A 22,260-nucleotide genomic window follows, 5' to 3' on the forward strand; every position below is an offset into this window, starting at 1 on the left:
AAATATAGAACGTTCACACGCAGATGAACGAATTACTGAGAAATGACTAGTACGACGATAAACAGATCCTTCATCTGCAGGGTCTGTTTATTTTAATTTATAGGATGATCAAGGTAAATGAACTGGAGGCGTGTACAATGGAAAAAGAAGCAAAAATTCTTGTAGTTGATGATGAGGACCGCATTCGTAGACTGTTAAAAATGTATCTAGAAAGAGAAAATTACTCAATTGATGAAGCTGAAAATGGTGAAATAGCATTAGAAAAAGCAATCGAACAAGATTATGATGTTATCCTCCTTGATTTAATGATGCCAGGAATGGATGGAATAGAAGTATGTACAGAGCTAAGAAAATCAAAGGCTACTCCTGTTATGATGTTAACGGCAAAAGGCGAGGAAGCAAATCGAGTTCAAGGTTTTGAAGTTGGTGCAGATGACTATATTGTTAAGCCATTTAGTCCTAGAGAAGTGGTTCTAAGAGTCAAAGCATTATTAAGACGTTCTTCTTCGACCAAGTTTTTGCAAACAGAAACACAGGCAAAGGACATGTTAGTGTTTCAAAATTTAGTCATTGATAACGATGCACATCGAGTAACCGTCTCAGGCCAGGAAATCAACTTAACACCAAAAGAATATGAGTTATTATATTATTTAGCACAAGCACCAGATAAAGTATTCTCAAGAGAACAACTTCTCAAGGATGTATGGAATTATGATTTCTTCGGAGATTTACGAACTGTCGATACACATATCAAAAGATTAAGAGAAAAATTAAATCGTATATCTGAAGAAACGGCCTCGATGATTTCAACGGTTTGGGGTGTCGGTTACAAGTTTGAAGGTCAGAAGGAATAATGTTGTGGCGTAGTGTAGTAGGAAAGTTATGGTTTACGTTTATCCTTTTAGTAGCCGTTGTCCTAACCATTTTAATGGTGATGTTACTGCGTTCATTTGAGAAATTTCATATTCAAGAGGCAGAAGGACAATTACTCCATCATGCTACGATGATTTCACATATATATGAGGGTTATGAACATGAAGAAGAAGCTTTAACAAGAATCGAGCAATATACTGAACTTTTAGAAATAAATGTGTTAGTGATTAATCAAGGCGAGAAAAAAATGGACAATGTCGAGCCTACTATTAGACAGTTACCTATTGAAGTATTTTATGAAAATGATAAACTTTCTTCTGTATTTACTGATCAACAAGAAATTATGGCAGAGGGAGAATTTCATACAAATGAGGGTGGGTGGCCTTCTAATAAAGAGCTAATGGTTGTTGGTGTACCATTAATGCCTGGAGAACTTGATAATAGTGCCATATTTCTATATCAATCACTTGAAGTGATTGAAGAAACCTCGAGAGAAACTAAAGGTATTGTTTATTTATCAGCGGGGATTGCCATCGTACTCACGACCATATTTGCCTTTTTTTTATCAACGCGAATTACAGCACCTCTCCGGAAAATGCGTGAAGTTGCTTTAGAAGTCGCAAGTGGTCATTTTCGTTCTAAAATCCCTATAGTCTCTCATGATGAGATTGGTATGTTAGGGATGGCGATTAACCGAATGGCTCGAGATTTGAATGTATCGATTACGGAATTGAGTCGTGAAAAGGAGCAATTAGCTCGGATTTTAACAAGTATGGCTGATGGAGTTATTACCTTTAACCGGCAAGGTGAAATTGTCATTACGAATCCACCTGCTGAACAATTTCTTGAATCGTGGTTATTTGAAGACGGAGTTAATAATCAGAATAGACTACCAGAAGAGTTAAATAATCTATTTAATAAAGTCGTTCGTGGTGAGCGAGAACAGCAGCTAGAATTAGCCATTCAGGGGCGATATTTTGCCCTTGTTATGACGCCTTTATATGACCACGAACAAATCAGAGGAGCCGTTGCAGTAATTCGGGATATGACGGAAGAACGTCAACATGATAAGCTTCGTAAAGATTTCATTGCGAATGTATCACACGAATTAAGAACGCCGATTTCAATGCTGCAAGGGTATAGTGAAGCGATTATTGATGATATAGCGGAAAGCCATGAAGAGAAAAAAGAGCTTGCTCGGATCATTTATGATGAATCATTAAGAATGGGCCGATTGGTTAATGAGTTATTGGATATTGCGCGTATGGAAGCGGGTTATACTGAATTAGTAAAAGAAAAGATTCCTTTAATACCTTATATGGAGAAAATTGTTCGTAAGTTTAAAGGTTTAGCTAAAGACCATCACATTGCTCTGAAGCTAGATGTTAAGGAAAAGTTACCAGATGCTTATTTTGATCAAGATCGAATTGAACAAGTATTAACCAATTTAATTCATAATGCGATTCGACATACACAGGAATTCGGACAAGTCATTGTCAAAGTAAGTGTTGAACAAGAAGAATTCATATTTGATGTAATTGATAACGGCTCTGGTATTAGTGAACAAGATTTACCTTATGTGTTTGAACGTTTTTACAAAGCAGATAAAGCGAGAACACGAGCCAAAGGTGGAACAGGTCTTGGATTGGCCATTGCCAAAAATATCATTGATTCGCATAAAGGGAAGATTACGGTGCATAGCAAAGTAAATGAAGGTACTACTTTCTCTTTTAAACTTCCGTTGTAGGAAAAAGGCTCATGAAAATTGAGATACTATCGTCTTTATGTTTCATGTATAATCAAAAGAAAGATCATATAGAAAATCATTAGGTCTATTTAAAAAGGAAGCTGGTTAGATTCCAGCACGGTCCCGCCACTGTGTTTGCTTTATATCAAAGCATAAGTCAGATTACTTGCCTACTGATATTGTTTGAACCTTCGAGGTTAAAGGGGATCATTAGAATGAAGCTCTGTCATTTGAAGCAGGGCTTCACTATGGGTGGAAAGCATTCCTTTTTCGGAATGCTTTTTTGTTAAGCCAGGAACATAGTGTCTTAATTGACTCATTTTAATACCAATCATTTATTGGAGGAGCGGGTTTATTTGCTTCGTTTCGTTCGTCAACATATTTTTCAATACCAAAGCCTTACATATTTTCTTTTAATACTTTTATGTTTTTTTATTTTTATTTGGTCTATTAGTAGGGGAAGTGTGGATATACCTTTTTGGACCGTGATTCAAATTTTAATTGCTGAGATTCCTTATAGTCCTTTTGAACACCAAGCTGAAACGAGTATTGTGAATATCGTTGTGCAAATTCGGTTGCCACGTGTACTACTTTCAATGATTGTTGGTGCTAGTCTAGCCTTAGCTGGTGCCGCTTTTCAAGGATTATTAAAAAACCCACTCGCTGATCCCTATACGCTTGGGGTGTCTTCAGGTGGAGCTTTAGGTGCAGTATTTGTGCTTTTTTTTGGAGTGACGATACCTGGATTAGGTTTTTTTACACTACCGTTTATTAGTATTATTAGTTCGTTTTTTACATTATTGTTTGTGATTAGCTTTTCAAAAATGGTCCAGCGCTCTATGTCGAGTGAAACAATTATTTTAACAGGCATTATATTTAGTTCGTTTTTAGGTGCTTTTATCTCTTTAATGATTGCTTTGACTGGGGATGAACTAAGGCAAATTATAGGGTGGCTACTAGGAAGCCTTGCGATGCGAGGTTGGGCATATGTTTGGTTAGCACTACCGTTATTTATAATTGCTTTTATCATGTTGTTGTTTAATCGTCAAGAACTAAACGCCTTAGCTTTTGGTGAAGAAACGGCCCGTCAATTAGGGGTCAATGTACGTGTACGGAAATATGTGATACTTGGTGCTGCTACTATTTTAACGGGCAGTGCAGTTGCTGTAAGTGGAACCATTGGATTTGTAGGATTAGTTATACCTCATATGACGAGATTAATTTGGGGAAGTAACCATCGAATTTTATTGCCACTCTCTATGTTTGTCGGTGCAGGCTTTTTAGCCCTTGCGGATATAGTAGCTAGAACCATCATCTCTCCTTCCGAATTACCAATTGGTGTCATTACGGCGATGATAGGGGCCCCCGTTTTTGGTTTAATATTAATAAAGCAACAAAAGAAAGTGGGGTGAGAAAATGTTAGACGTACAAGATATTCACATCCAAATCAACGGTAAAGATATTTTAAAAAATATATCATTTTCGGTTAATAAGGGTGAGTTTTTTGGCATTGTTGGTCCAAATGGCAGTGGGAAAACAACGTTATTAAAAGCGATTAACAATGGAATTCATTGTCAAGAAGGCTCTTGTTTGATCAATGGTATGGATGTCAAAAAGTTAAACAGCAAAGAATTAGCTAAACAAATGGCTGTGTTACCTCAATTATCGGAGTTGTCCTTTCAATATCAGGTAAAGGAAATTGTTGAACTAGGAAGATACCCTTATCAAAAAGGATGGCTGCCACAAGTTTCAAATCGGGACGAAGTGGTGGTCAAAAAAGTACTAGAGAAAACGGGTACGTCGATTTTTCAACATAACTGGTTATCTCAATTAAGTGGAGGGGAAAGACAAAGAGTATTATTAGCTCGTGCTTTTGCTCAAGAACCACAATTGCTTTTATTGGACGAACCAACCAATCATTTAGATTTCTCTCATCAAATGAATATACTAAACGAAATCAAACAGCAAACCGATGAAGAAGGGATAACCGTCATTGCGGTTTTACACGATTTAAATATGGCAAGTTTATATTGTGACCGTTTGTTATTATTGAACCAAGGGCAAATGGTAGAAATCGGTACTCCTTACGATGTGTTAAATGAGGATATTTTACAAGCTGTTTATCATGCACCCCTTAAGAGATATGAGCATCCATCTCTACCAAAGCCACAACTTCATTTTTCTCCTTACCGGTCGAAATTGGATAGCAATGACTGGCTAGACAAAACTGAAATGAAGGAAATAAATGGAGAGGTTCAGTTAAACATGCAGGCACCTTACCGTTATTATAGTGATTTTACAAGTAGTGGGTGGTGTCAGACACTTCATTTCCTAAAAGGAAACCGACCAAAGGAAACACACACAGCACAGATTGTATTAGCTGGAGACATTGTTACAACATCGATGGCTACTTCTGAACAATTTAACTTTAAGCTTTTTGTACATATAGAAAAGGTTCGGGTAAAGTATAACGTTCATATCCAGCTTTTGTTAAATGGAAGCTTAACTGAACAGCAATTTCTCCAATTTTTACTTTTATTAGGGGAAGCTAAAACGTATTTTCAGGTAAGCCAATTAAAAGAGAAAAAAGGTAACGGTGGTTCGCTTTTGGTAGGGGCTACCCAAATAGATATGAAGGATCAAGGTAAGGATGTACGTGATTTTTCAAGTGTATATGCCGCTATAAAGTTAGAGTTATTCAGACGAATTGAACAAACGTTGGAAGGGGTAAATGTGGATGAAATTATATACGAAGACAGGTGATAGCGGTCAAACGAGTGTAGTGGGAGGGCGTGTAGCCAAAGATCATGTGCGTGTTGAAGCTTATGGCACTTTGGATGAATTAAATTCCTTTGTAGGATTAGCGATTTCAAGCATGTCAACATCTGAGTTCAATGATATGATAGAAGATTTATTCATCATACAGCATGAGCTTTTTGACTGTGGTAGTGATTTGGCTTTTGTTATGAGTAAAACGACAGATCCCACTTTTAAAGTCAAAGAAGAAATGGTAGAGCACCTAGAAGGAAAAATTGATTCATATATGGAGGAAAGTCCGCCATTAGAAAAATTTATTTTACCTGGTGGCAGTCAAGCTGCAAGTTATTTACACGTATGTAGAACCATTACAAGACGAGCAGAACGATTGATTGTAAGCTTACAAAAGGAAATAGAAATCAACCCAGTCACCTTAACCTATATAAACCGCCTTTCCGATTTATTCTTTGTACTAGCGAGAGCCGCAAATACTAGACAAAAAATCAACGATGTAGAATACGAAAGAAGTGCAATCGTTTTTAAAGAAAGAAAAAGTAAGCAATAAATTAAAGGATGAAATCAGCGTCTTAAGTGACTGGTTTCATCCTTTTTTCATAGACGCCCATTCATAGAAGAGTCTTCACACCATCTTAACAATTCATAAAGGTTTGTGTAGTTACTGACGTCAAACCTTGGAGTAACTACACAAAAAAGGCTGAACATGTCAGTTACTTAAGGAGCATGATGTCACAGTGAACTCTTGACCTTAATGCTTAGTTGTAACCTGTAATACTGGAAGTGAACTTGACAAGATTCAGTACACAACCTATAGCCCATAGGTAACTTTCATACAAAAAGCATGTTGGACAAAGTACTTACATATAATGGCATGAACAAAAAAATGGAGGGGAACGAATGAAAAAAATCTTAGTATTCCTAGGAACCTTATTACTAGTGGCCTGTACTCAACAGGCAGATGCAAAAGTAATCCAAGCTTCCTTACAGCCATCAATAGAATGGCAGCCACTTATCGAACGACAGGGAGTGATTTGGGAATTGCTCTTAATCGACAACTACAATGATGAGCAGCATAAAGTCGTATTAAATGAATATGGCTATTTTGAAAACCGTGGTCAATCACTTAACGAAGAAGAACTACAAGCCTTAGCCAAAACATTAGCATCAGGCATTGATACACCACTAAAAAATGCCAGCTTATCTGAAAATGATGAAATTATCCCTGGCCAAAGTAGAGTGATTTTATCTGAGAAAGAAACGGTTGAGTTAATACTCGATTTAAAACCTAGCACCAAAGAATTAACATTACCTATTTATGTCACTGAACCCAATATAAATGTAGAAGATATAGAAGGTATTGATGAATTAGTCATTGGTGAGTTTACAACTTATTTTGACTCTGGTGTAGCAGGAAGAACAATGAATATTAAACTTTCTTCAGATGAAATTGATCGGGTCATTCTTGGGCCAGGTGACACATTTTCGTTTAATTCAGTTGTAGGAGAAAGAACAAAAGATAGAGGATATCAAGAGGCACTTGAAATTATAAATAAGGAGTTTGTTATGGGTATTGGTGGCGGAATCTGTCAAACTTCTTCCACACTTTATAACGCTGTTGAGCAAGCAGGCTTAGAAATTACAGAGAGATATACTCACTCTAGAGAGATTGGTTACGTGCCGAAAGGAAGAGACGCCACCGTATCATGGGGTGGTCCCGACTTTAAATTTAAAAATAGCTTTACGTATCCGATTATGTTAAAGACCGAAGTCATCAATGGTTCCGTTCAAATTCAAGTCGTTACACAGAAGATAAATAGAGAGGTTTAAGAGTAAAGAGGAGGGCAATCGCCAGCCTCTTTTTTACTGATTTTAAAAAGACAATCATGAAGTAAAAGGAGTAAATGTGCAGACGATTTATTTTGTATAATTCTTCCCTAGAAAATCATACTAATTGGGAGGATATTTGGAAAGGGGGACAAGCGATGCTTTTAAGATGGATGAAGCAAAAAATGAAATATCAGCAAGAACACGTCACAGTTAAAGAAGTGATTAAGAAATTAAAAGCATCCGATGATTTTGTCCGCTTTGAACAACAAGCACGTAAGCATACATTTGTGATATCTTATTTTACTTCTCTCGTAGACCATGATCGAATCATGCGTGATCTTTTACCTTATTTAATTCAAATAGAAGAAGAAGACCTTACCGAAATTGTTAATAAGATTCCCATTGATATAAAAGAATTAGTGAAAGAAGGTCAAGTCGTCGAGGAAGCGTTATTGAGAGGACAACTCCTACTTGAAATCGCTCATGATGAACATCAATATGCCTTATTTGAAGTAGCGATGAATTCAGAAAGGGAAGTCTCACAACCTGAAGTTGAGTTTAGTGTAACAGGTCCTCAAGAGTCATTCATTGAGGCTTTAGATACGAATCTTAATTTGGTTAGGAAACGATTACCAATCGGTGAATTAAAAGCTAAAAAACTCATCGTTGGTAAACTTACTCAAACAAAGGTGATCGTTTTATATATAGAAGGGATTGTTGACCAAGATAATCTTCAAACGTTGGTCCAACGTATTGAGGCGATTGAGTTTGACCAAGTTATTGATTCTGGTAGTATCGCTCAAATGATTTCGGACGATTCCTTGTCCTTTTTTCCGCAATTTATTAATACAGAAAGACCCGAGCGAGTTTCTGCTGTATTAGCCGAAGGAAAAGTTGCTTTTTTAACGGACGGGTCACCAGAAGCGGTTTACGGACCGACTACGTTAGTTGAATTCTTTTCTTCGTTAGAGGATTACTACTTAGGTTGGCAGGTTGCGTCCTTTACGAGACTATTAAGATTTTTTGCGGTGGCATTTTCAATTTTGGCTTCTCCTATTTATGTAGCCGTTTTGACGTATCATTACGAGTTAATTCCAAGAGATTTATTAGGTCCAATAATCGGCTCGAGGATTAATATTCCTTTTCCTCCGATTATTGAAGCTGTTTTTCTAGAACTAACGATTGAACTTTTGAGAGAAGCGGGTGCACGATTACCTACTAAAGTAGGTCAAACGATTGGTATCGTAGGTGGGATTGTCATTGGGCAAGCCTCCGTTGAAGCTGGATTAACGAGCAATATCCTTTTAATTATTGTTGCTTTAGCAGCACTCGCATCTTTTACAACGCCCGTATATCAAATGGGTAATACAATTCGTGTACTCCGCTTCCCATTTATAATTATGGCTGCATGGTTAGGATTGTTTGGAATTGGGATAACCGTTTTATATATGCTTGTTCATTTATTACATTTACAATCTTTAGGAAGGCCTTACTTAGCACCTATTTATCCACCTCGAGTGACTGATTGGAAGGATGCTTTTATCCGTTTACCCTTTAGCTGGATGAATAGTAGGCCTGTCTATTTGAGGCCACAAAAAAGAAAAAGGTTAAACTTTAGAAAAGCCAATAAAAAGCATGACATTGACGAGTAAAAGGAGGAGAAAAAATGAGTGATGAAAAAGTAATCAAAGAACAATATCTAATTTCGCCATTTTTATCCTTTTTTATCATCCATGCTATGCAGGTTGGGGTAGGTGTATTAGGTTTCCAGAGAATGGTAGTTGAAGAATCTGGCTATGACGCTTGGATCTCTGTGCTTCTATCAGGGGTCATGGTGGCAATAAGTATTGCTTGTATGTATGCCCTTCTGAAAAGGGCTGATGGTGATATTATTAAAGTCCATCAGCAATTGTTTGGTAAGTGGGTTGGTGGAATATTAAGTACGGCAATAGGTTTGTATTTTTTCTTTTTGGCATTAATCATCTTTCGCACCTATCTAGAGGTCTTACAATTATGGATGTTTGAGGATTTACAAACGTGGTTCATCGCGATATTATCTATTCCCTTTTTTTATTATGTCGTATCAGGGGGGTTCCGAACCGTTGTAGGGTTAGCGTTTGTTAGTATTTTAATTACATTACCTATCTACCCCTTATTTCTCATGACCTTGGAGTTTGCTCATTACATTAATATATTACCTGTTTGGAAACATAGCTTTACTGAATTATTTTTAGGAGCAAAAGCTTCCACTTTTAGTTATAGCGGATTTGAGCTGTTGTTAATCTATTATCCCTTTTTAAAAAAGAAGGAGTTTAGTCAGAAATGGACGCAGTTAGGGGGAATATTCACAACTCTTCTTTATACATATATTATGTTAATTTGTTTGTTTTTTTATAGTGAAGAGCAAATTAACAAAACTGTTTGGGCTACTTTGACGTTATTTAAGGTTATTGAATTTCCATTTTTGGAGAGGTTTGAATATATTGGTATAACAATGTGGATGATCGTTTGTGCTCCTAATATTGCCCTAGCAATTTGGGCTGCTAGCCGAATGGTAAAAAGGGTGTTTGAGTTTAACCAAAGGCACGTGCTCATTGTATTTGTATTCATGTTAGCCGGAGGAATTATGTTGCTTCCTACTCGGCAAGAAATAAATATGATTACAGATATTTTTAGTGAAATTGGTTTTTATTTTGCTTTTGCTTATATTCCGTTACTACTACTATTACAGATTGTTGTCTATAAGGTGAAGAAAAAGGGTGCCCAAAATGAAACGACGAGTATGTAGAATGTTAATCATATTTGTTTTCCTCATAACCTTTTCTGGTTGTTATGTGAAATCAGAAATTATTGACGAATTATCGATTATACGTGCAATTGGATATGATATTGATGGGATGGACAAAAAAATTAGAATTACCGTTACTTTTCCTACATTTACTGAACAAATCTCTGAACAAATGTTGGAACAAGTATCATTAAGCGCTGTAGGAGAAACTCCTAGAGCTGTCATTAATCATTTAAATAACCGTTCACAGAAGCCTTTGGTGACTGGACAGTTACGTGTTGCATTATTTGGAGAGCCATTAGCAAAAGAAGGGTTAGAGCCTTATATCCTACCGTTATATCGAGATCCTACCGTTGGTAATCGTATTTTAATGGCCGTTGTTGAAGATGGTCAAGCTTATGATATTTTAAAAGGTACGGTAGGTACAGGTGAACAAGTAGGTGTCTATATTCCCGATTTTTTAGATCAGAACCAAACGCATGGTCAAGTACCACGTACAAATTTACATGAATATTTGTTTAGTATGTATAGTGATGTACGAGATCCGGTTTTGCCTATAATTAAGACGTTGGGGGACGAAAATATAGAAATAGCGGGTCTAGCTTTATTTTCCCGAGACAAAATGGTCGATCAATTATCGCTAGAACAGAGCTTTTATTTAAAGTTAATGCGTAAACGCTCTGATCATTCGTTTCAAGAATTCTATGTGGAGGAAATAAAACAAAAATGGCCAGTTGTTATTGAGGTATTAAAAAGTAATATTCATAAAAAATATACGGAAAAAGGTGATACGAAAACGGTGAAATATAAGCTCGACATTGTTACGACCATTTTTGATACAACAAGTAGTGTTAATTTATATACAGGTAATGATATAGAGAAAATTGAAAAAGCTGTTAAAGAAGATATTGAAGAAAGGTGTAAAGAACTTTTATATCACTTTCAAGAGTTAAAAATCGACCCAGTCGGAGCCGGTGAAATATATAGAAGCAAACATCGAGATTGGAATGTAGAGAGTTGGGAAAACGAAATTTATCAGTCTTTACAGTTTGAAGTGGAAGCAGATGTGAGAATTTCTCAAACAGGAGCGATTGAATAATTGAGCATAAAATAGGTCATGCTGTCATAGGGTAGTGTTAGTTATCGGAAAAGCTCTATAGCTAATACGACTATTTTTAAGGAGGCATTTATGCTTGATTTTATAAAAAGAGTAACGATTGCATTATCGCTAGCATTATTTATAGGTGTTCTTTTTTGGGGAACAAATCATACGGTACGTGCTGCTGATCGAAGTTTCGAGGGAAGTTTCATATGGCCAACTATAGGTGAATTGACAGATACATATGGAACAAGGGGCGGAAAGCATTTTGGTTTGGATATTGCTGCACCTGAAGGAACACCCGTTGTTTCTGTTCAAGAAGGAATCGTATCCAAGTCCTATTATTCGTCTTCATATGGAAATGTTGTTTTTATCAAACATGAACAAAGTAATATGGAAACGGTTTATGCCCATTTGTTTGAGAGAAAAGTAGCTGAGGGAGATTTGGTACAAGCTAATCAGTTGATTGGAACTGTCGGTAATACTGGTCATTCACGCGGTAATCACTTACATTTTGAAATGCACGATAGTGAATGGGATTTGCATAAATCAGCTTCAGTCGATCCATTAGTATATTTAGGGACAGATGAGGAGTCTGTTTATGCCGTTTTAGAGCATATGGACGATCATGCGATTGAGGCGATGAGCCATTATATAGACGAAGACTATATGAATGATAATCTCTCGCAAACAGCGGAACAAACGGCAGCACTTCAAGAAGATGATAGTGATAATTATGAGGCTGCGATCGCAATGGTTGAACAAACATTGAAGGCTCTATTAGGCACTTCGGATGAAGAGGAAAAAGAAAGCGAAGAAGTCTCAAATAACGAAGTGAGTGTTGAGCAGGTCGAGCAAAATCTATGGGCATATTTACCCGAAATTGAAACGGAATTTTGGTTAATTGAAAGCGATAATGTTGAAGAACGAGTAGACGAAATAGTGGAACATATTATAACCGTTCAACGAGAGGATACATTATGGGGAATTGCTCAGCAGTATCAAGTAACCGTGTCTGAATTAATGGAGTGGAATAGCTTACAAACCGATGTATTAAGTCTTAATCAAGAGCTAGTCGTATATGAAATGATACAAGATGGGAAGTATCATTTTGTTGAGCGCGGTGATACCTTATCAAAGATAGCGTCAGAATACGATTTAAACTTAGAAGAATTAATGGAATTAAACGAACTAAGCGGAACGATCATTCACCCTGGTGAACGATTAATCGTCAATCAATAAAAAAAACGAACGAATCAAATGATGTAGATTAGTTGGTTTTTGTGGTAGAATAGAACTAATTTATAACGTTTGATTGGGAGTTTTACCATGAATAAAGACCGTTCTTTTGTCAATACAACTTTATTAAAGCTGTTAAATGAGCAAACTGATTTGACCGGAACTCAAATTGATTTAATTGATGGATTTTTGTTTATGCTGCAAAAACTGAAAAGACATAAGCAAATCCGTATGATAGACTCAACGACGATTCATCCCCGTTTTTGGCGTTCGCATAATCGAGCTTTTGGTTATAAGCTAAAAACAAAAGCGAATAAAGGTGAGTTTCAGTTTCTCTATGAGTTTTATGTAAAGGTTGCCTTATTAGAAGGGTTTGTTGACGTAAATGAACAGACGATTTATTTAACAGAAAAAGGCCGTATATTTTTATTATCCAATAAAGAGGATCAACTGGATTTACTTTTTCAGTATATTTGGGGATGATAAACGGACGGTACCGTTCTTTTTATAAAAACGGTACCGAGAATGCACAAGTTAAGCTTCAATTTTATTAGCATATACAATTTCTTCAACATTGGCTAGTGCGGTTAGTAATGTATCACTAACTTGTTTATCGACAGTTAACATCATAATCGCTTCACCACCTTCTTCTTTACGACCCACTTGCATCGTAGCGATATTGACATTGTGCTCACCTAGTAACTGCCCCATACGACCAATAACCCCTGGGCGGTCTGTGTGTTGAATATAGAGAATATGACCTTTTGGAACAAAATCGACATTAAAACCGTTCACGTTCACGATTCGAGGTCCGTATTCTTTAATATAAGTTCCTTGAATTTCGAAGGCACGATCTTCACCGTTTACGACCGCATGAATGAGATTCGAATAGCCATAGGATTTGGTTACATGTTTTTCACCAAAGCTAATACCTCTTTCTTTAGCAATGAGAGAAGCATTCACATCGTTCACACTTGCATCAATCCGTGGTTGAAGGAAACCAGCAAGTAAACTCTTTGTTGTAATGGACGTCTCATAATTAGTGACGCTGCCACTATAATAAACTTCAATTTCTTTAACTGGTGTTTTCATCACTTGAGATAGGAAATTCCCCATATCTTTTGAGAGATCATAAAAAGGCTTTATTTTTTCATATACTTCTTTTGAAAGTGCTGGTAAATTTATAGAATTTTTAGCTGGTTCTCCTAAAAGGAATTGTAGTACTTCTTCAGAGACTTGAGAAGCGACATTTAACTGGGCTTCGACCGTTGACGCAGCGATGTGTGGCGTCGTAATGACATTGTCAAAGTCAATTAAGTCACGATCAGTGGCCGGTTCTTCTTCAAAGACATCTAAGGCAGCTCCGGCAATATGACCATTCTCTAAATAATGCTTTAAGGCTTGTTCGTCGATGATACCACCTCGGGCACAGTTAATTAAGTAAACGCCTTTTTTAGTTTTAGCGATATTTTTCATACCGAGTAAACCTTTTGTATCTTTTGTTAATGGAGTATGAACGGTAATAATATCGGCAGTTTCTAGTAACTGTTCTAAAGAAGCTGGGACGACACCGATTTTTTCAGCACGTTCTTTGGTTAGAAATGGATCGAACACGAGTAAGGGCATTTCAAAGGCTTTTGCTCGTTGAGCAATTTGCGTACCAATACGACCAAATCCAACAATACCTAATGTTTTTCCTCGTAATTCAGAGCCTTGAAACGATTGACGCTCCCATTGACCTGCTTTAATGGAAGCATTAGCTTGAGGAATTTTACGCAGTAAAGCACAGATCATCGCAAAGGTGTGTTCAGCTGTAGAAATTGTATTACCATCGGGGGCATTAACAACAACAACACCACGTTTTGTCGCAGCCTCTAAATCGATATTGTCAACACCAACACCAGCCCTTGCAATAATTTTAATGTTTGCCATTTTCACTAGTAATTCCTCTGTAACCTTTGTGGCACTTCTCACTAGCAACGCATCAAAAACGGATAAGTCCTCAACCTCTTCAATTTTTTTCTGAACACATTCTACTAAGTCACTTTGAAGCAAAGGCGCTAATCCTTCCTCACTCATTGCATCGGATACTAAGATTTGAAACTTGGTATAAGTAGGCTTTATATCCTCTTTGTCAGCTACTGCTTGTTTGTTCATGTCTCTCCACTCCTTTTATTTACTGTAATACGTTAGTGTGGTGTAGTCAATGATCATTTTCTGAACATTATGAAAGCGTTACACAAAAAAAGCCCACTCCTCACAAATTGTGAGGGGCGGGAGTTATAAAGCCGCGGTTCCACCCTCATTTGAAGATAAATCTACAACAAAAAGGTATGTTCCTGATGTCTTTGATTTATAATCATCTCAGAGGCTATTTTAGCCATAAGGTAACGGATTAACCGAATATGCCTACGCATGGGACTTAGTCAGTACATTTCAGCATATTAACTCAGAAGGGCTATCCAAAATGATTCAAACTAGTTCACACCGACCACTAGCTCTCTTAATTGAATTCATTTCTTCATTCTTCATCCATGTTTTTAATATGGTAATTGTTAGATAATTTATCATATGAACTAGGTATTGTCAATTGTGTTTTCAGAAAAATCTTTTTACTTTATTAACGGATATCATCATACGTATGAGTAGGAGGGGATAAACAATGACATATGTTGTCAAAAGAGGGGATACGATTGCTAAAGTAGCTTTAGCTAATAAAATGAGGCCTTTTGACTTGGTGTATTATAATCCAAGTCTATTAAATGAGAAGGATTATATTCAGCCTGGAACTATACTACAGCTGCCGCTAAAAGAGGATCAAAAACGATTAAGTTTTGAAACCGAGTACGGGCCAACTGATCTTGAAAAGGATCTAAAGATATTAGAAAAAAGTGGTGTACATGTATCACAATGTGGACAGTCTGTGATGGGAAAGCCTCTTTATGAATGTAAGATTGGCACAGGTCCAAGGCATGTATTTTATTCAGGAGGCTGGCATGCTAATGAAGCACATACATCAAAATTATTGATGAAATTTTTAGATGTTCTTTCTTCAGTAAATGAACAGAATCAAGAAGTCTATGGTTATCCAGTCGTCGATATTTTAAAAAAAATTACGTTAACGGTCGTACCGATGGTTAACCCTGATGGAATCGAATTAGTTGAACAAGGTATTTATCCAGAGCATTCTTTTTATGAAGAAGTCATTGAAATCAATAAAGGGCAAAGAAGATTTGATCATTGGTCAAGTAATATTCGTGGTGTTGATCTAAACCACCAATGGCCAGCTGGTTGGGAATTGGAAGCTGAAGAAAGTCCACAAAAACCTTGGTCAAGACATTATAGTGGTCCAGCCCCTTTGTCGGAACCAGAGGCGATAGCTATTTATAACCTTACAAAAAAATATGATTTTCATTATGTATTAGCTTTTCACTCTCAAGGTCAAGTCATTTATTGGGGGTATAGAGGTTATGAGCCTAAAGAAAGTGAGGAGATGGTAAAAAAGCTATCACTCGCTAGTTCTTATACGCCGATTCATACCGCTGATAGTGATGGTGGTTATAAGGATTGGTTTATTTTACACACAGGTAGGCCGGGTTTTACGATAGAGATCGGTAACGGCCAAAACCCACTTCCCAATGAGGCATTTGCTGAAATATGGTCCAATAATATTGGATTAGCTTTAGAAGGTCTAACTTTATAAGACTTAATAAGAAGCTTGCTAGTGATGGAAATGAAAGCTAAAATAAAAGAAATAAACAGAAGAATATTACGTGAGCATATGTAGCTTTTTGGAGGGGAATTATGTCTCTTGGTCCGATCAAACCTAAGAAAATGTATGAACTAATAGCCGAACAATTAACTGCACAAATAAAGAATGAACAATTAAAACCAGGGGAACGTCTTGATTCAGTACCTCAACTAGCAGAAAAGTTTCAAGTAGGCCGCTCAGCTATTCGTGAGGCATTAAGTGCACTCAATGCAATAGGATTAATTGAGATAAAACAAGGAGAAGGTACTTTTGTTAAGGAAATTGATCACAATTTAGCGAAAGCTGCTCTACCTTCTGTTAATTGGATGCGAAAAGAGGATTTAAAAGAATTATTTGAAATACGTAAAATTATTGAAACAGGTGCTGCTCAATTAGCGGCTCTTCATCGCACAGAAGAGGATTTATTAGCCCTTAAACAAGTCCTTAATGAAATGGCACAAAATCTCGATGATGGAAAAGTAGGAGAAAAAGCAGATATTGTTTTTCATGAATGTGTCGTTCGTGCCACTAAAAATAAGATGTTGCAAGATTTATTAAGTACGGTTTCAGAAACGATGCAAATAGCGATGAAAGAAGCACGTGAGAAGTTTCTATATAATGATAGGCGGCGACTTATTACTTTATATAAAGAGCATGTTGAAATTTTTGAAGCGATTATGGAGCAAAATGCAGAAGTCGCTTATGCGAAAATGATGAATCACATTGTCGCTGTGGAAAAAGATTTATTTTCCTAATATTAATGAGGTCGAAGTAAAAGGATTATACTAAGCAAAGAAAGCGGGTTTTATTCTGCTTTCTTTTCTCTTTGAATGAAGGCAGAGGAGTATTGTGATGCAGGAAATTATATTCATATTTGTTGTTTTATTAATTGGCAGCTTTGCTCAAGGTGTAAGTGGTTTTGGTTTCGGGTTAATTGCGATGAGTATTCTACCGTATTTCTTTACTGTAAAAGAAAGTACGATTTTAGTGATTACGTTAACTTTGTTTATTACGCTCCGAATTTTGAGTAAACAATATAAAAATCTTGATTGGAAAGGGTTAATACCTGTTCTATCATCCGCAATAGTCGGGCGGGGGGTTGGTTTCTTTATTCTTACATACTTTGGAGACCTCGAGATTTTAAAAACATGGCTTGGAATAATATTATTACTCATGGTTATATATTTGATGTGGAGTAAAAAAATCATGATGCATTCCAAACAGATGACTACGTTTATAGCCATAGTGATAGGATTTATTGGTGGTGTAGTAGGGGGAGTATTTGCAGTAGGTGGGCCTTTTTATGTCTTTTATTTTTTAATGGTTTATGCGGATAAAGGGAGATACAATGCAAATTTACAAGCAGTATTTTTTATAACGAGTTTGATTACAGTCCTACTACATGGGATTAATGGCGATTATGGGACAAGCTCTATTCTGTATGTGCTTGTTGGCTTAGTGGCTGTACTTATTGGTACTTCTTTAGGATTAAAAGCTTTTACAAAAGTTTCAGCAAGTGTGGTAAGAAGAATGGCAATTCTGTTAGTCGCGTGCTCAGCCATTAATTTTATCTTTTTTCACTAACAAAGATATCGGATTTATCTATATGAAAGTTATGTTAGCCTCTATAACTGATGGAATTTTGAACCAATTTGGTTTTGAATGAGAAGCACATGAGTATCAGCAGCAACTTCCATATAAAACGCCAATCGCCACCATAAAGATATACAAGTTGTGCAGATACGGAGGTCAAACCTTGTAGCATCTGCACAAAGAGGCGAACATGACAGTTACTTGAGGGAAGAGCCTGAGTAACGACACGAAAAAGGTCGATGATGACAGTTACTCGAGCAAAGCTTCGCCACCAACAAAAATGAAAGTGGCGAAAAGCCCTTTCCAACTCAACTCTTCATACAATTTGGTTTTGATCTTTTTAAATTTGATTTTGTTTGTTGGATTGTTTTAGAACTTGAGAATTAGCAATAACCCAGCGGAAGAAAAGCCGCGAAGACTCCCGCGGGAAATAGTGGCAGAGCCGAAATCCACTAGCGAAGCTAGTTAGTTCGGCGCCACCCCGCAGGACGCGGAGCGAGCATTTCTGGAGCGACGAGTAACGCTCTATGTTCGCACTTTCATATAAAAAACTGCACGATACCATTATCATGATATTCGTACAGTTTCTTGACAAGCATCTATTCAAATTTTAATGCATCTCCATCAAACGATTCATCGGCCACTTTAATGGATTCTGTTGGGCATCCTTCTAATGCATCAATCATATCTTCCTCAAATTCTTCAGGAACCGGTGTAACTCCCTTATTGTCATCAAGTATGACAAAAGCGATCCCTTCATCATCATAATCATAAATATCTGGAGCTGCAGCACCACACGCACCACAAGCAATGCATGTATCCTGATCAACGATTGTAAATTTAGCCATTACATTAAACCCTCCAATTTTATTCTCAATAATCAGTCTCTCTAAAGGGTATGACATTTTTTCATATCTAGAATGTCGTCTGAAGCAGACTGTTTTTATCCTTCATCTATTTTAAAGCCAAAATTAAAACTTTTCAACAGCTTCGTATCACAAAAGGAAGAATTTCACTCTCTGTAAAGCAGAAATCGACAAAAATAAATAAAATCTATCTAATTAAGACGAGAATAGACAAGGATCTGATACAATAGAACCAGAGAAAGTTATAAAGGTGGGAGATTATGAAGCTGATTGACTATATCATTGTAGATACGATTAACCGATGCAAAGGACAAAAGTCTTTAGTCGGCTACTGGTCCATCCTTCAAGGGAAAAGAACGGTTCAAACCATTCAAGACACCCACCTTTTTGGACTAACTAACTATTTCGGTCTTTTTTCTTTTTTAACACAAGAGGAGTTCACAACATACATCGATACTTTACAAAAAGAGCAAATTTTGCTGACTGATTTACAGCTATCAGAAAAAGCTAAGAAATTACATGTAGAGTCCTGCGAAAAATTCAACCAATTTGAATGGAACGGTTGGAATTATCACCGCATCGATCAGACTTTTTGGCGACGATTGATTTTATTTATTCAAACGATAACATCCGTTTCAAAGAAACAGAACTTTGTGCCTATCGTTTCTGACTGGGAGATACAAAAAGAGGTCAAACAGATCGTACTCACCTTAAAGAAACGTTCAGACGTGACCTTGGAGCAATTACATAAAGAACTAGCAACCTTCTTACAGACAATGACGAAGGAGCAGGCAGAATTATTTGTTCATCAGCTTAGCGGTTCACAGTTAATTGGACTCACAATTAGTCAAGCTGCGGAACTTATTCTTGTCGATAGAGATGAAGCTTATTTACTACATAAAGCAACCTTACATGAATTATTGCAGCAGCTTTATGAACAACCAAATGCCTATCCAGTGCTAAGTCTCCTCCATTTAAACCAACAAAAAAAGCAGAAATTGTCGCACTCAACTGAAATAACGAAACAATATTACTATCAAGGATTCTCCGTGGAGGAAATTAGTAAAAAGCGCGATTTGAAACTAGCGACGATTCAAGATCATATTGTTGAACTGGCTTTATTGGAAACGGAGTTTGACTTATATTCTTTATTTGATGAGCCAAGTATTCAAATAGTGGAAGAAGCAATCGAAAGTAAAAAAACGAAAAAGCTTAAAGAGCTAAAAGAGGTACTTCCTGAATATATAGATTACTTCATGATTCGTTTAGTATTGGCTAGAAGGAGTAAAAATCATGAATTTGAAAGCTGAATTAAAACATCACTTTGGATTAGATAGCTTTCGGCCTGGGCAAAAGGAAATTATTCAGGCCATTATGGAGCAACAAAACGTAGTGGCGATGTTACCTACAGGGTCAGGGAAGTCTTTATGTTACCAACTTCCTGCTTTTATGAGTCATGGTGTGACAATTGTTGTATCGCCTCTACTTTCCTTAATGGAAGATCAAATCCAACAATTAAAAAAGAACGGAAAAAAAGAAGTGGTCGCTTTAAATAGTTTTTTGAGTTATCAAGAAAAAAAATATCATCTAGACCGTTTGCATACGTATAAAATGATTTATTTAGCTCCTGAAATGTTACAAAATGACCAAGTGAAAGAACGGTTATACAGCTTAACGATTTCTTTATTGGTTATTGATGAAGCCCATTGTATCTCACAGTGGGGCCACGATTTTAGACCAGACTATGTACGTTTAAGAGAAATAAGACAAGAACTGGGTTTTCCACCGACGCTAGCAATTACGGCAACCGCAACCGCCGAGGTACGTGAGGATATAATCCGTATTTTAGATATAAAAGAAGCTACAATGTTTATTCATTCAGTTGAGAGAGAGAATATAGCACTAAGAATTGAGAAATTTGAGACAGCCGAAGACAAGCTAGACCGATTATTTACACTAGTGAAAAACTTAGAAGGTCCTGGGATGATTTATTTTTCTAGTCGCTTATGGTCAGAGAAAGTTAGCATGCTTTTAAAAAGACAAGGGAAACGAGTAAGCCATTATCATGGAGGAATGAAAAATGAAGAGCGATTAATGATTCAGCAGCAATTTGTACAAGGGCAATTAGAAGTTATTTGTTGTACAAGTGCATTTGGAATGGGGTTAAATAAACACGATGTTCGATTTGTTATCCACTTCCATTACCCAACGGATTTAGAATCTTACCTCCAGGAAATCGGGAGGGCTGGTCGAGATCAAAAACCAAGCATTGCTTATTTACTTACATGTCCGTATGATCATGGATTAGCCTTACAGTTGATTTCGATGGATAAATTGGAACGAGAGCAACTTCAAGCAATCCTTTCTCGTTTTCTTCAAATTAACCATGTCACACCCGAGCAATGGTATGATTTATGCCTTCAATATGGAAGCGGAGAAACCGCAGCTCGAGTCCTTTATTTTCAATTGGAAAAATGGGGTTTTATTGAGGGGGAACTGGTAAATGCAAAGGGTATGACTGAGTTTACTTTAGTGGAGCGGCTTTTATCCTTTTTTAATGAGAGGCTTCATATTAAAGAAGAAAAGCTAAAAGAAATGGAACAATGGATCTATGTAAATCGGTGTAGAAGAGAAGGAATTTTGACTGTATTTGACGAATTAAAAACGGAACAATTGTCCATTTGTTGTGACATTTGTGGTTTCGATCAAACAACATTTTTTCAAGACTATCATCAACCAATACAAATGGAAAAAGGGTGGCAACATCAGCTCGCAATAAAACTTGGACAAGTAGGGAATAAAACGTGAAGCAAACACATGTAACGATCGAACAACTTACGGTAAAAGGTTTAACTATTAGTGTCTATTTAACACAAGGGTTATTACTCCTTTTAGCAGGTATTTTAAGCCTTTTATTTTTTGAACAGTGGAGCGATTGGTTGACACTTTTTAGCTGGCAGCCCTTCTCTATATTGATCATCGGTTCCTTTGTTGCTTTCATAGTGGTTTTCCTAAATATTGTCGCAATGAAGGTATTTTCTGAAGAAGCATTTAATGATGGTGGGTTAAATAAAAAGTTATTTAAAGGACTCTCCATTCCCCATATTTTATTCTTATCAATGGTGATAGCCTTCTGTGAAGAAGTATTTTTTCGCGGTGTCATTCAATCAAGTTTTGGTTTAGTGGTTGCAAGCATCGTTTTTGCGGGCTTGCATTTTCGATATATTAGCAAACCTGTATTATTTATTGGGGTTATCGTTTTAAGTTTTTTGATTGGTATTATTTTTGAATGGACAGGCAATTTATTCGTCACAATCATGATACATTTTTTGATAGATGCCATGTTGGGCCTGTTAATACGGTTACAGTTAGTTGAAGGAGGAGCCTAATGGAAAAGTCAAGAGCACAGCGTCCTTACCCAGGACAGCTAGATGAGATGGAATTAGAGACACAATATGAATATCAATTAGAGGTATTAGAAGAAAAAGCGGAGTGGACTCCGAGGTCAGATAAGCATCAAACAAATAGAAAAGCGGTGAAGCGTAACCGTAGCTTAAGATTATTAACCGTTCGTACGTTACTTGTGCTTTTTATTATCATCATTACGACATTCTTATACAACCCTGATTGGTTTCGCTCATTATTTGAAAGCTTGTTCTAGTCTATTTCACCACCTCATATTCTTATATTGAGGGAGGTGTT

20 protein-coding genes, 1 riboswitch and 1 other annotated feature are annotated in these 22,260 nt (G+C 36.7%); of the genes, 18 read left to right on the top strand and 2 right to left on the bottom strand.

Going from position 1 to position 22,260, the window contains the following annotated elements:
- Window positions 1–137 precede the first annotated feature (137 nt).
- From PQ479_RS01335 to PQ479_RS01385, 11 genes are all read left to right on the top strand, one after another.
- On the top strand, window positions 138–854 hold the full coding sequence (locus PQ479_RS01335; protein ID WP_047989372.1) for a response regulator transcription factor: 717 nt from the start codon (window positions 138–140) through the stop codon (window positions 852–854).
- Window positions 854–2,620, top strand: coding sequence for an ATP-binding protein (locus PQ479_RS01340; protein WP_047989371.1), 1,767 nt, complete (start codon window positions 854–856; stop codon window positions 2,618–2,620). Before PQ479_RS01335 ends, PQ479_RS01340 begins: the two co-directional genes overlap by 1 nt.
- Window positions 2,621–2,684: 64 nt before the next feature.
- Window positions 2,685–2,808: riboswitch (cobalamin riboswitch) on the top strand.
- Between the two features lie 192 nt (window positions 2,809–3,000).
- A complete protein-coding gene (locus PQ479_RS01345; RefSeq protein ID WP_420535532.1) occupies window positions 3,001–4,032 on the top strand; it encodes a FecCD family ABC transporter permease in 1,032 nt (343 codons plus the stop codon).
- Window positions 4,033–4,036: 4 nt separating this feature from the next.
- Window positions 4,037–5,383 carry a heme ABC transporter ATP-binding protein gene (locus tag PQ479_RS01350; protein ID WP_053070434.1) on the top strand — a complete coding sequence of 449 codons (1,347 nt, stop codon included), beginning with the start codon at window positions 4,037–4,039 and terminating at the stop codon, window positions 5,381–5,383.
- Window positions 5,358–5,942 (top strand): cob(I)yrinic acid a,c-diamide adenosyltransferase, encoded by a 585-nt coding sequence (locus tag PQ479_RS01355; protein ID WP_047989369.1) that lies wholly within the window; start codon window positions 5,358–5,360, stop codon window positions 5,940–5,942. The genes PQ479_RS01350 and PQ479_RS01355 overlap by 26 nt, the downstream gene beginning before the upstream one ends.
- 350 nt (window positions 5,943–6,292) lie before the next feature.
- Window positions 6,293–7,222, top strand: coding sequence for a VanW family protein (locus tag PQ479_RS01360; RefSeq protein WP_047989368.1), 930 nt, complete (start codon window positions 6,293–6,295; stop codon window positions 7,220–7,222).
- A gap of 155 nt (window positions 7,223–7,377) precedes the next feature.
- Window positions 7,378–8,874, top strand: a complete 1,497-nt coding sequence (locus PQ479_RS01365) for a spore germination protein (protein WP_047989367.1) — start codon at window positions 7,378–7,380, stop codon at window positions 8,872–8,874.
- Between the two features lie 14 nt (window positions 8,875–8,888).
- Complete coding sequence (locus PQ479_RS01370) at window positions 8,889–10,010, top strand: GerAB/ArcD/ProY family transporter (RefSeq protein WP_047989366.1); 1,122 nt, start codon at window positions 8,889–8,891, stop codon at window positions 10,008–10,010.
- Window positions 9,991–11,109: a Ger(x)C family spore germination protein gene (locus PQ479_RS01375; RefSeq protein ID WP_083991275.1), complete on the top strand. Its 1,119-nt coding sequence runs from the start codon at window positions 9,991–9,993 to the stop codon at window positions 11,107–11,109. Before PQ479_RS01370 ends, PQ479_RS01375 begins: the two co-directional genes overlap by 20 nt.
- 90 nt (window positions 11,110–11,199) lie before the next feature.
- Window positions 11,200–12,351, top strand: coding sequence for a peptidoglycan DD-metalloendopeptidase family protein (locus PQ479_RS01380; RefSeq protein ID WP_053070433.1), 1,152 nt, complete (start codon window positions 11,200–11,202; stop codon window positions 12,349–12,351).
- 87 nt (window positions 12,352–12,438) lie between these two features.
- Window positions 12,439–12,831 (top strand): hypothetical protein, encoded by a 393-nt coding sequence (locus tag PQ479_RS01385; protein ID WP_047989364.1) that lies wholly within the window; start codon window positions 12,439–12,441, stop codon window positions 12,829–12,831.
- Between the two features lie 51 nt (window positions 12,832–12,882).
- On the opposite strand, the gene serA is transcribed toward PQ479_RS01385, so the two are convergent.
- Window positions 12,883–14,505, bottom strand: coding sequence for a phosphoglycerate dehydrogenase (gene serA / locus PQ479_RS01390; RefSeq protein ID WP_047989363.1), 1,623 nt, complete (start codon window positions 14,503–14,505; stop codon window positions 12,883–12,885).
- A 109-nt stretch (window positions 14,506–14,614) separates the two neighbouring features.
- Window positions 14,615–14,892: a binding site (T-box leader), on the bottom strand.
- A 118-nt stretch (window positions 14,893–15,010) separates the two neighbouring features.
- Between serA and PQ479_RS01395 the strand changes: the two genes are divergently transcribed.
- From PQ479_RS01395 to PQ479_RS01405, 3 genes are all read left to right on the top strand, one after another.
- On the top strand, window positions 15,011–16,051 hold the full coding sequence (locus PQ479_RS01395; protein ID WP_047989362.1) for a M14 family metallopeptidase: 1,041 nt from the start codon (window positions 15,011–15,013) through the stop codon (window positions 16,049–16,051).
- 101 nt (window positions 16,052–16,152) lie between these two features.
- Complete coding sequence (locus tag PQ479_RS01400) at window positions 16,153–16,854, top strand: FadR/GntR family transcriptional regulator (RefSeq protein ID WP_047989361.1); 702 nt, start codon at window positions 16,153–16,155, stop codon at window positions 16,852–16,854.
- Window positions 16,855–16,951: 97 nt separating this feature from the next.
- Complete coding sequence (locus PQ479_RS01405; protein ID WP_047989360.1) at window positions 16,952–17,683, top strand: sulfite exporter TauE/SafE family protein; 732 nt, start codon at window positions 16,952–16,954, stop codon at window positions 17,681–17,683.
- 608 nt (window positions 17,684–18,291) lie between these two features.
- Here PQ479_RS01405 and PQ479_RS01410 read toward each other — a convergent pair.
- Window positions 18,292–18,540, bottom strand: a complete 249-nt coding sequence (locus PQ479_RS01410) for a ferredoxin (protein WP_047989359.1) — start codon at window positions 18,538–18,540, stop codon at window positions 18,292–18,294.
- Between the two features lie 278 nt (window positions 18,541–18,818).
- Here PQ479_RS01410 and PQ479_RS01415 point away from each other — a divergent pair, with 278 nt between their 5' ends.
- From PQ479_RS01415 to PQ479_RS01430, 4 genes are read left to right on the top strand one after another with little or no spacing between them, the layout of a single operon-like run.
- Window positions 18,819–19,868 carry a YpbB family protein gene (locus PQ479_RS01415; RefSeq protein WP_047989358.1) on the top strand — a complete coding sequence of 350 codons (1,050 nt, stop codon included), beginning with the start codon at window positions 18,819–18,821 and terminating at the stop codon, window positions 19,866–19,868.
- Window positions 19,852–21,366 (top strand): RecQ family ATP-dependent DNA helicase, encoded by a 1,515-nt coding sequence (locus PQ479_RS01420; RefSeq protein ID WP_047989357.1) that lies wholly within the window; start codon window positions 19,852–19,854, stop codon window positions 21,364–21,366. Before PQ479_RS01415 ends, PQ479_RS01420 begins: the two co-directional genes overlap by 17 nt.
- Complete coding sequence (locus tag PQ479_RS01425; protein WP_047989356.1) at window positions 21,363–21,947, top strand: CPBP family intramembrane glutamic endopeptidase; 585 nt, start codon at window positions 21,363–21,365, stop codon at window positions 21,945–21,947. Before PQ479_RS01420 ends, PQ479_RS01425 begins: the two co-directional genes overlap by 4 nt.
- Window positions 21,947–22,219 carry a hypothetical protein gene (locus PQ479_RS01430; RefSeq protein WP_047989355.1) on the top strand — a complete coding sequence of 91 codons (273 nt, stop codon included), beginning with the start codon at window positions 21,947–21,949 and terminating at the stop codon, window positions 22,217–22,219. Before PQ479_RS01425 ends, PQ479_RS01430 begins: the two co-directional genes overlap by 1 nt.
- Window positions 22,220–22,260 lie beyond the last annotated feature (41 nt).

It is taken from the genome of Alkalihalobacillus pseudalcaliphilus (assembly GCF_028610675.1).
Lineage (GTDB): Bacteria > Bacillota > Bacilli > Bacillales > Bacillaceae_D > Alkalihalobacillus > Alkalihalobacillus pseudalcaliphilus.

What these genes read in the sequence shown, in the direction of transcription:
- PQ479_RS01335 (WP_047989372.1), top strand. Translation starts at nt 138, where the DNA reads ATGGAAAAAGAAGCAAAAATTCTTGTAGTTGATGATGAGGACCGCATT.
- PQ479_RS01340 (WP_047989371.1), top strand. Translation starts at nt 854, where the DNA reads ATGTTGTGGCGTAGTGTAGTAGGAAAGTTATGGTTTACGTTTATCCTT.
- PQ479_RS01350 (WP_053070434.1), top strand. Translation starts at nt 4,037, where the DNA reads ATGTTAGACGTACAAGATATTCACATCCAAATCAACGGTAAAGATATT.
- PQ479_RS01355 (WP_047989369.1), top strand. Translation starts at nt 5,358, where the DNA reads ATGAAATTATATACGAAGACAGGTGATAGCGGTCAAACGAGTGTAGTG.
- PQ479_RS01360 (WP_047989368.1), top strand. Translation starts at nt 6,293, where the DNA reads ATGAAAAAAATCTTAGTATTCCTAGGAACCTTATTACTAGTGGCCTGT.
- PQ479_RS01365 (WP_047989367.1), top strand. Translation starts at nt 7,378, where the DNA reads ATGCTTTTAAGATGGATGAAGCAAAAAATGAAATATCAGCAAGAACAC.
- PQ479_RS01370 (WP_047989366.1), top strand. Translation starts at nt 8,889, where the DNA reads ATGAGTGATGAAAAAGTAATCAAAGAACAATATCTAATTTCGCCATTT.
- PQ479_RS01375 (WP_083991275.1), top strand. Translation starts at nt 9,991, where the DNA reads ATGAAACGACGAGTATGTAGAATGTTAATCATATTTGTTTTCCTCATA.
- PQ479_RS01380 (WP_053070433.1), top strand. Translation starts at nt 11,200, where the DNA reads ATGCTTGATTTTATAAAAAGAGTAACGATTGCATTATCGCTAGCATTA.
- PQ479_RS01385 (WP_047989364.1), top strand. Translation starts at nt 12,439, where the DNA reads ATGAATAAAGACCGTTCTTTTGTCAATACAACTTTATTAAAGCTGTTA.
- serA (WP_047989363.1), bottom strand. Translation starts at nt 14,505, where the DNA reads ATGAACAAACAAGCAGTAGCTGACAAAGAGGATATAAAGCCTACTTAT.
- PQ479_RS01395 (WP_047989362.1), top strand. Translation starts at nt 15,011, where the DNA reads ATGACATATGTTGTCAAAAGAGGGGATACGATTGCTAAAGTAGCTTTA.
- PQ479_RS01400 (WP_047989361.1), top strand. Translation starts at nt 16,153, where the DNA reads ATGTCTCTTGGTCCGATCAAACCTAAGAAAATGTATGAACTAATAGCC.
- PQ479_RS01405 (WP_047989360.1), top strand. Translation starts at nt 16,952, where the DNA reads ATGCAGGAAATTATATTCATATTTGTTGTTTTATTAATTGGCAGCTTT.
- PQ479_RS01410 (WP_047989359.1), bottom strand. Translation starts at nt 18,540, where the DNA reads ATGGCTAAATTTACAATCGTTGATCAGGATACATGCATTGCTTGTGGT.
- PQ479_RS01415 (WP_047989358.1), top strand. Translation starts at nt 18,819, where the DNA reads ATGAAGCTGATTGACTATATCATTGTAGATACGATTAACCGATGCAAA.
- PQ479_RS01420 (WP_047989357.1), top strand. Translation starts at nt 19,852, where the DNA reads ATGAATTTGAAAGCTGAATTAAAACATCACTTTGGATTAGATAGCTTT.
- PQ479_RS01430 (WP_047989355.1), top strand. Translation starts at nt 21,947, where the DNA reads ATGGAAAAGTCAAGAGCACAGCGTCCTTACCCAGGACAGCTAGATGAG.